The sequence below is a fragment of the Acinetobacter sp. D009 genome, assembly GCF_038562025.1.
In the GTDB taxonomy this organism is placed as follows: Bacteria; Pseudomonadota; Gammaproteobacteria; order Pseudomonadales; family Moraxellaceae; genus Acinetobacter; species Acinetobacter pittii.
Window position 1 is genome coordinate 886,613 of record NZ_CP151886.1, and the last position, 15,022, is coordinate 901,634.

Annotated in this window: 13 protein-coding genes; 8 read left to right on the forward strand and 5 right to left on the reverse strand. The window is 40.5% G+C overall.

Annotated features, from left to right (window positions below; translation table 11 throughout):
* Positions 1-355 precede the first annotated feature (355 nt).
* Complete coding sequence (locus AAC388_RS04160; RefSeq protein ID WP_342371234.1) at positions 356-910, forward strand: helix-turn-helix domain-containing protein; 555 nt, start codon at positions 356-358, stop codon at positions 908-910.
* A 100-nt stretch (positions 911-1,010) separates the two neighbouring features.
* Here the strand turns inward: AAC388_RS04160 and AAC388_RS04165 are convergent, their stop codons facing one another.
* Positions 1,011-1,616, reverse strand: a complete 606-nt coding sequence (locus AAC388_RS04165) for a nitroreductase family protein (RefSeq protein WP_032057642.1) — start codon at positions 1,614-1,616, stop codon at positions 1,011-1,013.
* Between the two features lie 37 nt (positions 1,617-1,653).
* Entirely contained in the window at positions 1,654-2,436 is a 783-nt protein-coding gene (locus AAC388_RS04170; protein ID WP_342371235.1) for an SDR family oxidoreductase, read from the reverse strand.
* Positions 2,437-2,558: 122 nt separating this feature from the next.
* Between AAC388_RS04170 and AAC388_RS04175 the strand changes: the two genes are divergently transcribed.
* The gene (locus AAC388_RS04175) at positions 2,559-3,125 is read left to right on the forward strand and encodes a TetR/AcrR family transcriptional regulator (RefSeq protein ID WP_342371236.1); all 567 of its coding nucleotides are present in this window, start codon (positions 2,559-2,561) and stop codon (positions 3,123-3,125) included.
* On the opposite strand, the gene AAC388_RS04180 is transcribed toward AAC388_RS04175, so the two are convergent.
* Positions 3,122-4,279 (reverse strand): glycerate kinase, encoded by a 1,158-nt coding sequence (locus tag AAC388_RS04180; RefSeq protein ID WP_342371237.1) that lies wholly within the window; start codon positions 4,277-4,279, stop codon positions 3,122-3,124. The two genes, AAC388_RS04175 and AAC388_RS04180, sit on opposite strands and share 4 nt — an antisense overlap.
* A gap of 399 nt (positions 4,280-4,678) precedes the next feature.
* Between AAC388_RS04180 and AAC388_RS04185 the strand changes: the two genes are divergently transcribed.
* From AAC388_RS04185 to epmA, 5 genes are all read left to right on the forward strand, one after another.
* Entirely contained in the window at positions 4,679-7,087 is a 2,409-nt protein-coding gene (locus tag AAC388_RS04185) for an FdhF/YdeP family oxidoreductase (protein ID WP_342371238.1), read from the forward strand.
* Positions 7,088-7,164: 77 nt separating this feature from the next.
* Positions 7,165-7,956 (forward strand): formate dehydrogenase accessory sulfurtransferase FdhD, encoded by a 792-nt coding sequence (gene fdhD, locus AAC388_RS04190; RefSeq protein ID WP_342371239.1) that lies wholly within the window; start codon positions 7,165-7,167, stop codon positions 7,954-7,956.
* 119 nt (positions 7,957-8,075) lie between these two features.
* On the forward strand, positions 8,076-8,468 hold the full coding sequence (locus AAC388_RS04195; RefSeq protein ID WP_342371240.1) for a DUF1232 domain-containing protein: 393 nt from the start codon (positions 8,076-8,078) through the stop codon (positions 8,466-8,468).
* Between the two features lie 106 nt (positions 8,469-8,574).
* On the forward strand, positions 8,575-9,642 hold the full coding sequence (locus AAC388_RS04200; RefSeq protein ID WP_342371241.1) for a 4-phosphoerythronate dehydrogenase: 1,068 nt from the start codon (positions 8,575-8,577) through the stop codon (positions 9,640-9,642).
* Complete coding sequence (epmA, locus tag AAC388_RS04205; protein ID WP_206218227.1) at positions 9,639-10,613, forward strand: EF-P lysine aminoacylase EpmA; 975 nt, start codon at positions 9,639-9,641, stop codon at positions 10,611-10,613. The genes AAC388_RS04200 and epmA overlap by 4 nt, the downstream gene beginning before the upstream one ends.
* Before the next feature lie 58 nt (positions 10,614-10,671).
* On the opposite strand, the gene AAC388_RS04210 is transcribed toward epmA, so the two are convergent.
* Together AAC388_RS04210 and radA are read right to left on the reverse strand one after the other, a co-directional pair.
* The gene (locus AAC388_RS04210) at positions 10,672-11,643 is read right to left on the reverse strand and encodes a Tim44-like domain-containing protein (RefSeq protein ID WP_032007052.1); all 972 of its coding nucleotides are present in this window, start codon (positions 11,641-11,643) and stop codon (positions 10,672-10,674) included.
* Between the two features lie 82 nt (positions 11,644-11,725).
* Complete coding sequence (gene radA / locus AAC388_RS04215) at positions 11,726-13,114, reverse strand: DNA repair protein RadA (RefSeq protein ID WP_005073053.1); 1,389 nt, start codon at positions 13,112-13,114, stop codon at positions 11,726-11,728.
* A gap of 342 nt (positions 13,115-13,456) precedes the next feature.
* On the opposite strand from radA, the gene AAC388_RS04220 reads away from it, so the two are divergent.
* Complete coding sequence (locus AAC388_RS04220) at positions 13,457-14,950, forward strand: alanine/glycine:cation symporter family protein (RefSeq protein WP_049069154.1); 1,494 nt, start codon at positions 13,457-13,459, stop codon at positions 14,948-14,950.
* Positions 14,951-15,022 lie beyond the last annotated feature (72 nt).

The window sequence follows — 15,022 nt, forward strand, 5'->3', positions numbered from 1 at the left end:
CGGAAGGGGGACACCTTCGGGTGTGCTGGGTCTTGAGCCAGTCTGCTAACCCCCTTTCGTTCTGCCACCATAATTCTATAAATGTCTGGCAGAACTCCCAATAAAAAGGAGTTGGCTTTGCACATTCTTAATTTCTTGGCAGCCTTTGCCAAAGTCTATATCGACACGACTTAAATTTATACGCAGCTTGATAGCGATTAGCGCTTTCAGGCTTTAATTCGTCGCGACCAAAAACTTAATCAACAATAAAACTTGAGATGTGCAAAACACAGTCTTAACGGCTTTGCTATGCCTTTTTTTCTCCCAAAAAAGTATCTCGTTTACATACAACAAGAATTTTTATAACGGTAAAACTATGCCAAATTTAGTGATCTCCCCACGTGCCATCCAAGTCGTAAATAAATCAATTGATCTGTTTCACCATCACGGATTTCATACGGTTGGAATCGACAGAATCGTGAAAGAGTCTCAAATTCCAAAAGCGACTTTTTATCATTATTTTCACTCTAAAGAACGGTTCATTGAAATCTGCATGATCGTGCAAAAAGAACGTTTAAAAGAAAAAGTAGTTTCAATGGTTGAGTACACCAGTCAAACAAGTGTGGTGGATAAACTTAAGAAAATTTATGCCTTACACACCGATTTGGAGGGGCTTTACTATCTATTATTTAAAGCAATTTTTGAAATCAAACTGACCTATCCAAAAGCTTATATCACCGCAATGAGATATAGAACATGGTTGCTTAATGAAATCTATAGTCAGTTAATAAAACTAAAAAAAGATGTTTCCTTTCAGGACGCCAAATTATTTTTATATATGATTGAAGGAACCATTATTCAGCTTTTAAGCTCGGCTCAAGTAGGGGATAGAGAAATGATATTAGAATGTTTTTTGAAGCAGTTTAAATAGGATTCAAAGTCCGCATTTAAAATGCATGCCAAATTAAAGGCTTCCATCTATTTATAAAAAAAGAACAAATAGTATGAAAGCCTAAAATCTGACTAAAAACTTAGAATGTATTTTGAATAATGACATCGTCGTAAGGAAGTTTGCCCACGCGTGGGTACGGCTCGGAAGCCGACTTACCAACCGCAATCATTAAACACACCACATGGTCTTCAGGTAAGTTAATGAGCTTCGCCATCGCGTCAAAGTCAAAACCATCCATAGGGCAACTGTCTAAACCATGCTCTTGAGCAAGAAGCATCAAGGTTTGAGCAAAAATACCAGCACTACGCATAACTTCGTCACGTTGGGTTTGTGGACGGTCACGGTAATATTGGTCAATTGCGCCAGCCATAATATTTTGTACTTCTGGAGTCGCGCCATCCCACACACGCTTAGCATCAACTTCCCATGTATTTACTTTTGCACACAACACAATCAGTAATGATGATTCTGTAACTTGTGGTTGATCCCAAGCAATGGTGCGAATTTTTTGTCTTAACTCAGTATCTTCAATGATGACTGGACGCCAATGTTGTAAGTTAAAAGCGCTTGGCGCATTTGCTAAAACTTCTTGTAATAACTGCTTTTTGTTATCGTCAGAGAGTTGAAAAGCAGGGTCGAAGCGTTTAACTGCGCGGCGGTTACGGATGGCATCAATAACATTCATAAGATTTTCCTACTTAAGAGTTGGGTAGCGGTACTCGTTAGTTTTTATAACGTTGGGCTACATCAGCCGAAGAAAAGTTTGGTAGTAATGTGATACGTGATTTTTCAAAATTATTCCATTGATTTTCGTCTTTCAGCACAGGAATTGTGATTGTTTCTTTACGGTCAAAGCCAATCAGAGCGGCATCGACCAAATCATTGACATCCATTAATGGTGGAACTTGGCTTAAGTCGATGCCTGAACGTTCCCAAATTTCGGTTTTAGTAGCAGAAGGCAATACGGCTTGAACGTGCACGCCATGATCTTTTAATTCTAAATATAAGCCTTGGCTAAAAAATTGGATGAAAGATTTACTTGCGCCATAAATGGTAGAACCTAATTCAGGAGCTAATCCAAGCACGGAGCCTAAATTAATAATGGCACCTTTACCTTTATGTATAAGTGATTGCGAAATTGCATGAGACAAACGAACAACCGCAGTCATATTTAAACTAATGAGTTTTTCAATATCTTTAATATCTTGAGTTAAAAAGGTTCCGTTTAGTGCGATACCAGCGTTATTTACCAAAATTTCAATATCAGCATCGTTTTTGAGTACATCTTCAATTTTACTGATGTCTTGATCGTTTGATAGATCGGCTTGAATGAACTCAACTTGTACACCGTATTTTTCTTGAAGATCTTTTGAGATTTTATCTAGGCGGTTTGTGTCTCGTGCAACCAAGATTAAGTTATGGCCACGTTGAGCAAATCGGTCTGCATAGACAGAACCAATTCCTGACGAAGCTCCTGTAATAAGTACTTTTGATTGAGCTGACATGTGATCTCTCCACGCTTTAATTTTTAGATGATGATCATAATCTAAAATATATAATTTTTGATGTCAATCATAATCAATGTATAATTATGACGAGTAGGGTGAGTAAAAGTGGGTAGGCCAACATGAAAGTCAGTAAAACTCAGGTAAAAGAAAACCGAGATAAAATTGTTGAAAAGGCGACTCAACTGTTTCGTAACAAAGGCTACGACGGTGTCGGCATTGCTGAATTAATGTCTAGCGCAGGCTTTACTCATGGTGGGTTTTATAAACATTTCAGTTCGAAAACAGACCTTGTCTCAATTACTGTTAAACATGGGCTTGAGCAGGTTTTAAAAAGAATAGAAGGTTTAAATTTAGCTCAATTTATTCAACTTTATGTATCCCGTACCCATCGAGATAACCGAGATTTGGGCTGCACACTAACAGCATTATCTTGTGATGCCGCAAGACAGCCAGACGAAGTAAAAGTCGAATTTGAAGAGGGCATTGAGCAACTTATCCAGTTCATTATGAATGAACGAGCAAAACAAGTTTCTTTGGAAACACCAGAGTTAAGAAAGCAAGCCATTAATATTCTTGCTCAGTCTGTAGGGGCAATTGCCTTGTCTCGCGCATGCCCAGACCAATCTGTGCTTAGCGATGAAATCTTGGAAAGCTGTAGAGAGAGTCTTTTAAAGTTAGCCGATTAAACTTTTTTATCATTTAAGCTGGTTTGGCTAAACTGAATTAACCTCGCAATATCCACTGTTCTCTCATAAATGAGTTCTGCCGCATGTTCGCAGGCTTGTTCTAATGTGATGGGGCCATTTGCTAGTGAAAATGCAGCCGTAACGCCGTGCTCATAAAGTGCTTGATAGCCTTGGCCTAAAGTTCCTGCAATCACAATGACAGGGATGCCATGAGCTTTTGCAATTTGGCTTACCCCAAAAACGGTTTTACCGCTTAAGGTTTGCTGGTCAAATTTACCTTCGCCTGTAATGACCCAATCTGCGTTAGAAATTTTATGCTCAAGCTGATTCAGCTCCGCCACGACTTTAACGCCAGCTTTAAAATCTGCATCTAAATAACTTTTGGCTGCAAAGCCCAAACCACCAGCAGCACCAGAACCTGCTTCATTTCGTTTGTCGAAACCTAAAAGTTGCGCAGAGACATCGGCAAAATGAGCAAGCGCTGCATCAAGCAGTTGTACTTGAGCAGGGGAAGCCCCTTTTTGTGGGCCAAAAATATGAGATGCGCCGTTTGGACCGCAAAGTGGATTGGTCACATCGGCAGCTAGTAAAAACCGCGTGTGCTGAATACGAGAGTCGAAATGTGTTAAATCAATTTTTGATAGGTTGCCTAGAGCGAGGCCACCTGTGGGTAAAACCTTTTGGTTGGCATCGAGCAAAACAGCACCTAAAGCACTCAGTAATCCTGTGCCGCCATCATTAGTAGCACTACCACCCACAGTTAAAATAATGTCTTTTGCGCCTGCATCTAAAGCATCCAGAATGAGCTGACCTGTTCCAAACGTTGTGCTGTGGCAAGCATCACGTTCTGACGGTGGGACTAACTGTATGCCGCTCGCTTGAGCCATTTCAATGATGGCGATTTTTGGTTTTTCTAACCATCCCCATTTGGCTTGAACAGGCTGACCTAATGGCCCGACTACAGTTTTTTCACGCCATTCACCTTCACAGACCTCTAACACTGCTTCAATAGTTCCTTCGCCGCCATCGGCCATCGGGCATAAAATCGTTTCTGCATGAGGAAAAACTTCTTGCCATCCTTTGGCAATGGCCTGAGCTACGTTTAAAGCAGATAAGCTGTCTTTAAATGAATCAGGGGCGATCACAACCTTCATAAATGCTCTAATATGGATAGATTTTTAATTGTTTTATACTGTTTAATGCGAAAAAAACATAGATAAAGACATGTAAACATCAATTTTAAAAGGCTTTCAATCTGTTAAAAATAAAAGCCAATAATGTTTTGATCTGTAAAAGGCGGAGTTTCTATCTTTTTAACTCATTGTTTTATATGTTTTTCTATAAATAGCGCCGTTGGCCTAAATGATTGTAATTGTAAAAAATATGGCACATATTATAAGAACAGTTGAGCCAGCTTTTTAAAATATGGTGAATAACATACCAAGCGGACTCTGCCCATAAGATAGACAGCAGCGATTCTTAATATAAGCATAATTAAATTGTGGTTTTATTGGATCTGTTGAATGCCTAAGAAGAAATAAGAGGATGAAAAAGTGGATAATTCAGAAGAACAAAAGCATATACAGGAAAATAACGGTTTTGCGCGAATTGAGCCATACACTCATCCTGCTGGCGGGTGGGGCGCACTGCTAAGTGTTGCTCGAAACTTAAAGCGACAAGATATTTTAGGTAAAGGTTCAATTACCTTACTCAATATTAACCAGCCTACAGGTTTTGACTGTCCCGGCTGTGCATGGCCAGAAAAGAAAGATGCTCATGCCTTTAACTTCTGTGAAAATGGTGCAAAAGCAGTTGCCTTTGAAGCAACCAGTAAAACAGTGACTCCTGAATATTTCGCAGGACATACCGTCAGTTGGTTATCAGAACAAAGTGACTTTTTCCTCGAAGACTTAGGCCGCTTAACAGACCCAGTTCGCTATGATGCTGCAACCGATAAATATGTGCCTATTTCATGGGACGGTGCATTTAAACTCATTGCTCAACATTTACATGCGCTAGACAACCCAGACCAAGCTGCATTTTATACCTCTGGCCGTGCCAGTAACGAAGCTGCATTTTTATATCAATTATTTGTGCGGAGCTTTGGTACCAATAACTTTCCAGACTGCTCGAACATGTGTCATGAAACCACAAGTGTTGGCTTACTTGACTCGATTGGTTTAGGAAAGGGTACACTCACTCTAGAAGACTTTGACGTAGCCGATGCAATTTTTAGTTTTGGGCACAACCCCGGCACCAACCATCCACGTATGTTAGGTACTTTACGTGAAGTATCTAAACGCGGCGGTAACATTATTGCGATTAACCCAATTAAAGAAAGAGGTCTTGAGCGTTTCCAAGACCCGCAAGCACCGCTTGAAATGATGACTAACGGCAGTACACCAATTAGTCGCTATTATTTCCAACCTAAAATTGGTGGTGACTATGCACTCATGTTGGGTATGTTAAAACACTTAAATGAGTGGGATAAAAAAGCACTTGCCTCAGGTAAACCAAGCGTTTTTGACCGAAACTTTATTGCGGTTAATACCGTTGGTTTTGATGAAATGATTGCTGAGGTTGAAAGAACTGAATGGGCAGATCTTTATAAACACTCAGGCCTATCGCCTGAACATTTAGAAAAACTCGCCAAACTTTTTTTAGAATCAGAGCGTTCAATTTTCTGTTGGGGAATGGGTATTACCCAGCATCGTCACGGAACTGCTAACGTACACATGCTGGCAAATTTATTGTTGGCACGTGGTCAAATTGGCAGGCCAGGTGCAGGGTTATGTCCAGTTCGCGGGCATAGTAATGTGCAAGGCGACCGAACCATGGGCATTAATGAACTGCCTAGCCCTAAATTACTCGACAACATTGATCGCGTGTTTGGAATTAAATCACCGAGAAAAAATGGACATGGTGTCGTTGAAACCATTAAAGCCATGGCTGAAGGCGAGGTCAAAGTCTTTATTGGTTTAGGTGGGAACTTTGCAGTTGCAACGCCAGATACGCCGTATACCCAAGAAGCACTTAGAAAGTGTAATTTAACTGTTCATGTCGCAACTAAGTTAAACCGTAGCCATTTAGTGTGTGGTAAAGATGCTCTTATTTTGCCATGTTTAGGCCGTACCGAAATTGATGAGCAGCTTCATGGCCCACAGGCAATTTCAGTCGAAGATTCGATGAGTAATATTCATTTGTCAGCAGGACGTAACGCTCCAATTTCTGACAATATTTTGTCTGAACCAGATATCGTCGCCCGAATGGCCGAAGCAGTGCTTCCAGACAGTCAGATTAAATGGAAATGGTATATCGAAAGCTATGACCGTATTCGTGACTCTATTGCCGATGTCTTTGATGAGTTCCATGACTTTAATTTACGTGTCTATAAGCCGGGTGGCTTCCACCTCGAACATCCAGCCAATCAGCACATCTGGAATACAAAAAGTGGTAAAGCGCAGTTTATGATTACACCGCTGAGTGAAGTCTATGCCGATAAAGAAAATCAGTACGCTGCCGCATATACGGACAGTAAGGTTTATACCTTAATGACCACTCGTTCTCATGACCAATACAACACTACTCTATATGGTCTAGATGACCGTTACCGTGGAGTGTTCGGTCAGCGCCGTGTGTTGTTTATGAACCAAGCTGATATTGATGAGGCTGGTTTTGAAGCAAACCAATGGGTTGATATTGAAAGTGTTTTCTCGGACGGTGTAAAACGTATCGTGCATAGTTTCCGTATTGTGCCGTACAACATTCCGCGAGGCAGTTTAGCCGCTTACTATCCGGAAACTAATCCTTTGGTGGCATTAAGCAGTCATGATAAATATGCCAAGATTCCTGCTTCAAAAAGTGTTCCTGTGATTTTGCATCCCGGAAATGCGCCAGAGCATTTTAACTTGGCAACGGCAGTAGCCCCTGAAGATGCCGATAAGAAAGTAAGCAACCTTTAATCAAAGGCAATATTAAAAATATCATCCAAACAAATGGCGCTCTAAACAAGCGCCATTTTGAAATAAAGGAAATAATTTTGACACCACATTCTTATGGGGTTGAAACATTACTAGTACAGCGGTTTAACAAAACCGACTCTGAAAATGTTTTAGATCATATTGTGCAAGAGTACCCAATCGCCTTGGTGTATAACGGTATTTCGCATGCGGTGATGATGGCGACACCGACTGATGTTGATTTATTTGCTAAAGGTTTTAGTCTCTCGGAAGGAATTTTAACAAGCTTAAAAGAGCTATATGCGCTTGATGTACATCAAAATGAATTGGGTATTACGGTGGAAATGACCATTTCATCTAGAGCGTTTGCTGCCTTAAAGGAACATCGCCGAATGATGATCGGTCGTACAGGCTGTGGTTTATGTGGAATTGAAAGCTTAGAGCAGTTTCAGTTAGATGTTCCTAAAATTACAACGCATGCATCAAAAATATGGCTTGAGCAAATTCCGAGTGCCATTTCTCACTTAAAAGCCCAACAGGAAATTACCGCTTTAACGGGTGGCGCACATGCCGCAGCTTGGGTGGTTGATGGTCATATCGCCGCTTTATTTGAAGATGTCGGCCGCCATAATGCTTTAGATAAATTAATAGGTTATTTAGCGCAAGAAAACTACGACACCAGTTTAGGTTTTGTGGTGATGACCAGCCGGGCAAGTTATGAGCTGATACGAAAATGTGCCCAGCTAAATATTAGCTTGCTTGCTTCAATTTCAGCACCTACCAGTATGGCTATTCAATTAGCCAAACAATCTGGCCTGACTTTGGCGAGTTTTTGTAGGGGAGATAGATTTGTTTTATATACAGAAATTTAAAATATATTGTTCAAGATGATGAACCTAAAATAGAGCTCATCTGACATTTCTTTGGCTTTTAAGCTAAGGATAGGTTTTATGGATTATTATAAAACTCTAAAGGTTCAGAGTCTGTCCAAATGTCTTGGTTACAATCACTAAAAGAATGGGCAAAACGTCTAAAAAAACAAATTATTATGCTTTGGTTTGCGTCAAAGCATCCTCAAATGCCATGGTTCCCAAAAGTTATTGCTGTGGTGGCTGTGGCTTATGCCTTTAGTCCAATCGATTTAATTCCAGATTTTATTCCTATTTTAGGCCTTTTAGATGAGGCCATCATTCTACCGATGCTGATTTGGTTAGCTGTTCATTTTACACCTCAACAAGTCATTTTAGATGCGGAACAACAAGCTGAAGAATGGCTAGATCAACAGGAGCGTCGACCTCAAAATTATTTGGTTGCTGTGTTGATTATTCTAGTTTGGATCACACTGGCCTTGATGGCCTATTTCTACTTTGGTGGTGGCTTGTAATTTGCAAACCGTCAAAGTTTAGAATCGTGAATTTAAAGGCCTTAACATTGTGCTTTGCTACAACTCAAAGGATAATAACGTTTTTATAAGCTATGAGTTGCAGACAATGAAAATCGTCGCAGATGAAAACTTGGCATTTACCGATTACTTTTTTTCTGAGTTTGGCGATATTCAACACAAAGCAGGGCGCACTTTAACCCATGCAGATGTAAAAGATGCTGAAGCTTTATTGGTTCGTTCGGTTACTGCAGTTAACGCAAGTTTAATTGAAAACACAGCATTAAAATATGTGGGCAGTGCCACAATCGGGACCGATCATTTAGATATTGCGGCGTTAGAAAAACAAGGAATTACATGGGCAAATGCGGCTGGTTGTAATGCGCAAGCGGTTGCTGAATATGTCATTACTGCTTTACTTCATTTAGATGCAAACCTTTTAGAACAACAAGAAAAATTTACCCTAGGTATTGTTGGCCTTGGCAACGTTGGTAAGCGCTTGGCTTATATGGCTCAGTTACTTGGCTGGAATGTAATTGGCTTTGACCCATATGTGAAACTAGACACAATTGAAAATGTAAGCTTAGAAACTCTGTTGCAACAAGCCAATGCCATTTCAATTCATGTGCCGCTTACAAAAAACGGTCAACATCCGACATATCATTTGTTTGATGAAAAAGCTTTTACAGCGCTTCAACCTGACACGATTTTAATTAATAGTGCACGTGGTCCAGTCGTGAAAGAAGCCGCTTTAATGGAAGATATTCAACGTACACAGCGTAAAGTAGTGCTTGATGTATTTGAGCATGAACCCGTCATATCAGAAGAACTCATAGACATGTTGGCTTTAGCAACACCGCATATTGCTGGTTATAGCCTTGAAGGAAAAGCCCGCGGTACACAAATGATTTATGAAGCGTTTTGCCAAAAATTTGGATACGACATTAATAAGTGTTTTGAAACTCAGCTACCTGCATGCGAAGACTATTTTTCGGGACATGATTTAAAAGCTGTATTAAAGCAAAAACTATCTCAAATTTATGATATTGCTCAAGATGATGCCAACATTCGTGCCTGTATTAAAGACGGAAAAGTAGAGCAAAAAGCATTTGATTTATTACGTAAGAATTATCCGCTGCGCCGTGAATGGGCAGCACATGGGGGACCACAGGCATGAGTTTAAGTTATCAACCTACTTGTTCAATTGATGCCTTAAAAGCACGTGCCAAGCTCTATACCCAAATTCGTCAGTTTTTTGCTGAACGTGGTGTCATGGAAGTCGAGACACCGATCGTTTCACAAGCAGGTGTCACCGATGTGCATTTAGCTTCGGTTCAGGCTTTGCGCCATATTAATGGCAAATTGAAAACGCAATATTTACAGACTTCACCAGAGTTTGCCATGAAGCGTTTATTGGCGAGTGGTAGTGGGCCGATTTATCAAATTTGTAAAGTTTTTCGAGATGATGAGCACGGGCGTAAACACAATAGTGAATTTACCATGCTTGAATGGTATCGTCCGGGTCTGGACTTAAAAGCGTTGATGCATGAAACAGCAGACTTATTACAAACCTGTTTGCAGCATCGTTTTGGCGAAGTTCGTCCGTTTATTCTAAGTTATAAACATGCCTTTCAAGACCGTTTAGATATCAACCCTTTGCAGGCAACTTTGAAACAACTCAAAGATACGGCAAATCGTGTGGGGTTAAATCTTGATTTGGGCGATGATCGTCTAGCTTACATGGATTTGTTATTTTCTCATTTTGTTGAACCTAGTTTAGGATTTGATGCTCCAGTTTTTTTAACTGACTTTCCACCAGAAATGGCATCTTTGGCAAAAGTGAAAGTAGATGAAGATGGGGAAGAGGTCGCGGCGCGTTTCGAGGTTTATATTGAAGGCTTAGAGCTAGCCAATGCCTACGATGAATTGCTCGATGCGGATGTGTTACGTTCACGCTTTGAAGCAGATAATGCAGAGCGGGCTAAGCAGGGGCTTCATGTTATGCCTTTAGATGAGCATCTGTTAGCAGCGTTGCCTCATATGCCGGAATGCTCAGGTATCGCTTTAGGTGTAGACCGTTTACTCATGGTTGCAATGGATCAGGTCAAAATTGAAAAAGTAGTGACCTTTCCAGCAGAAATTGCTTAAACGCTGACAAATAAAAAAGCCACAATATTGTGGCTTTTTTATTTAGGATTTATTTAGCTTAAGCTTGTTGAATACCTGCAACAACCCAGTCTTGCTGAGAGCCAGCAGGTTTAACAAAGTGCCAGATTTCGGTAAACGGTTGTGGCAAGCTGTTTAAGTCTTCACTTACTGTACCAGTAAAACGTACGCTTACTACGTATTGACCATTTTCAGTCGCGCTGTCTACAACCATCGCATTCAAGTTACTAAATTCAGCAACATCCTGATCTTGGTTTGCCATGATGTCGTTATACATAGAACTATAAAGTTCAGGTGTTAAGTAACGGCGAATTTCTTCAATGTTACTTGCAGTATTCATCGATTGGATGTGATTAAAACGTTGACGTGCAATACGTAAGAACGCAGCTGGTTCACTACCATCTGGAAGTTGATTGCCATTGCTCGTTGTAACACCGCCAAAAGGCGCTTGCGTTGCTGCACCGCCACCCACAGATTGACCAAAGATATTTGTATTATCGCCAGCATTACGTGGAGTTGCTTGTGGTGCAGCAGAACGGCCAAATGGGTTTTGACCGCCATTATTTGGTGCGTAAGGATTATTAGCTGCTAATTTTTTTTTTGATCCCAATTTACGGAATACAAAGAAAGCTAGAGCTGCTGCAAGTAATACCCAAATCCAACTTGGAATACCACCTTTTTTCTCTTCTTGTGCTTGCGCCTGTGTTGCTTGTTGTTCAGTAGATGTTGGTTTGTCATCAGCTAAAGCATTTGCTGCAACAGCACCTACGGCAGCACCAGCCACACCAGCTGCAACCATTGAACCAACGCCTGGACCAGATTTCTGAGGCGCTGTAGTAGTTTGTTGAACTGGAGTCACTTGACGAGGTTGTTGATAAGACTGGCTTGAAGTGGTAGATCGTGCCATACCGTGGCTTTTACCACCACCTGCACGTTTAGCTTCAGCAAGAGGCGAAATTGCTAAAGCAGCCATTAAAATACCGGTAATCAAGCCACGCTGGTGTACTTCCATAGGAAATTCCTGTTTAAAGTTAATTTAAAATAGTATTTATGCAGGTATTTACCTTAAATTTCAACCTTAAAAGTATGTTTTTTTATGTCAATTCATCGCTGAGTTGCATGGCTTCGGTCAAGGCTTCATGCAATCGAGCAACAGCAATGACTTGTACGCCCGGAATTGCCTTTTGAGGGGCGTTTCCTCTTGGTAAAATGACATATTTAAAGCCATGTTTTGCTGCTTCTTTTAAGCGCTCTTGACCATTAGGAACAGGACGAATTTCACCTGAGAGACCAACTTCACCAAAAACTGCAAGTTGTTGAGGTAATGCTTTAGTACGTAAACTTGAAGCACAGGCTAATAAGACAGCCAAATCAGAACCTGTTTCGGTAATTTTTAAGCCACCTACAATGTTGACGTATACATCTTGTCCAGTGGTTTGCACGCCGCCATGACGATGCATTACAGCAAGCAGCATGTTCAAACGGTTTTGTTCCAGACCAAGTGCAACACGTCGTGGTTGTCCTTGAGCATCATCAACTAAAGCTTGCACTTCGACCAAAAGAGGGCGAGTTCCTTCACGGCTAATCATGACAATTGAACCGGGAATCGCTTCATCGTAACGACTTAAGAAAATAGCAGAAGGGTTAGCAACTTCACGTAAGCCTTTATCAGTCATGCCAAATACGCCAAGTTCATTGACGGCGCCAAAACGGTTTTTAACAGCACGAATCATGCGATAGCGAGAGTCTGATTGACCTTCAAAGTAAAGTACGCAGTCCACCATATGCTCTAAAACACGCGGACCTGCCAGTGCACCTTCTTTGGTCACATGGCCAACAATGAATAGCGCTGTGCCACTATTTTTTGCATAACGGGTTAATAAAGCAGCTGATTCACGAATTTGTGAAACACCACCCGGAGCTGACTGGAGGGTTTCTGTATAAAGTGTTTGAATCGAATCTAGAATAGCGACTACAGGTTTTTCTTGTTCTAAAACCTCACAAATGCGTTCTACACAGGTTTCAGCCATGACTTTTAATTGGTCAGTTGGTAGATCAAGACGTTGCGCACGAAGCGCTACCTGAGATAAAGATTCTTCACCGGTAATATAAAGCGCGGAGCTTTTTGCGCTTGCCATATGGGTCGCAGTTTGCAAAAGAATGGTTGATTTACCAATACCGGGGTCACCACCAATCAGCACCACAGAACCTGTCACCAAACCGCCGCCAAGCACTCGGTCAAATTCGCTAATGCCTGTAGGTAAACGGGTTTCATGCGAAACTGAAACTTTATTTAGCGTTGTAATATTAGCAACTTGACCCGCATAGCCACCAATTTTAGGGCGTGCACGGTGAGCAGTGGTTGGCTCAAGTTTAACTTCAGTCAGAGAATTCCATTCACCACACTCTGAGCACTGACCAGCCCATTTAAGATGATCGGCACCACATTGCTCGCAACGGTAAACAGTTTTGACTTTGCTCATAAAAAATTGAAATTTTGCTCGATATTATATAAATATAGTTCTTAGGAAGTTCTTCATTCTTGTTTCCTAAAATTTTCATAAGAGATAATGAGGAATTTGAAGGGAGCTTCTAAGGAACTAATAAGGGAAAGACACCAAAAATAACACGATATAGGATTTTTACAAGTCAGATAGAGTTTGTTTTCAGTGGATATAAAAAATCTAAGCTATCCCCAAGGAAGGTGTTTTTACTGAGGTATGTATCTAACTGTTTATTATTGATATGGCATAGATATTGCTGAAGTGAAAAACGAACAAAATAATATGAGTATTGTATTTTAAAAATACAAAAGGTTGATATCTATGAGTGCAGCAGAAATTGTTGATTGGATAAATAGCATAATCTGGAGTAAAGGACTTATTTACCTGTGCTTAGGCGCGGGTTTATTTTTTTCTATTTTGACAAGGTTTGTTCAAGTACGTCAAATGAAGGAAATGGCCAGACTATTAATAAAAGGTACTTCTTCTGAACAAGGGATTTCATCTTTTCAGGCTTTAGCCGTTTCATTATCAGGTCGAGTTGGGGTCGGTAATATTGCAGGGGTGGCGGCAGCAATTGGTTTTGGTGGACCAGGTGCTGTCTTTTGGATGTGGTTGGTTGCATTTTTAGGAGCAAGCACGGCATATGTAGAATCAACTTTAGGTCAAATCTATAAAGTTGAGTATCAAGGACAATATCGCGGTGGCCCAGCATTTTATTTTGATAGAGGTTTAGGTCAGCGTTGGTTAGGGGTTTTATTTGCAATTTCAGCAATTGTAGCCTGTGGTTTGTTTTTACCAGGCATTCAAGCAAATGCGGTAGGTAAGGCATTTACCCAGATTACAGGCGAAGGGGCAATTATTTTTGGTGATATTGGTTTATTTAAACTTGTAGCACTTGTAGTGATTGTGGGTTTACTCGCCATCATTATTTTTGGTGGAATTAAACGGATTGCACGCTTTGCTGAATTCGTTGTTCCTTTTATGGCAGCTGGTTATATCCTAATGGCTGTTGTGATTGTTATTGCGAATATTCATGAATTACCTGGAGTAATCAAATTAATTTTTGAAGATGCTTTTTCTCCTATGGCGGGTCTTGGTGCAGCGATCGGTTGGGGGGTAAAACGTGGTGTTTATTCAAATGAGGCGGGGCAAGGAACAGGGCCACACGCAGCTGCCGCAGCGGAAGTTCAACATCCGGCTCAACAAGGTTTTGTGCAGGCATTCTCGATTTATGTCGATACATTATTCGTCTGCTCTGCAACAGCATTCATGATTTTAATTACAGGTATGTATAACGTACAAGGTACATTAGAAGCAGGCCAATTTATTGTACAGAATGTTGGGGCTACTGTTGAAATTGGCTCTCCTGCATTTACTCAAATGGCAGTAAGTACAATGTTTGGTAATTTTGGCCAAATTTTTGTTGCCTTAGCTGTGTTCTTCTTTGCCTTCACAACGATTGTTGCGTATTACTATATTGCTGAAACTAACATTACTTATCTAAGTTATATTACAAAATCTCCATCATTATTGTTTGTGACGAAGTGCTTTATTATTCTATCTGTGTCTTATGGAGTATTAAGTGCAACTGGCTATATATGGGGAATTGGTGATATCGGTGTGGGCTTAATGGCGTGGATTAATATCGTTGGTATTATCGTGACATATTTTGTATGGAAGCCAACGATTAAAGCGCTGAAAGATTATGAAGCACAGCAAAAAGCTGGAGTAAAAGAGTACACATTTGACCCTGTGAAATTAGGAATTAAAAATGCGACATTCTGGGAAGAAAAACTGAAGAATAAGCAAAAGTAAATTTTCAAAATATAAATTTATTTCCTGATCCTTAATCGAAAAGACTACCTTACTGGTAGTCTTTTTATATAT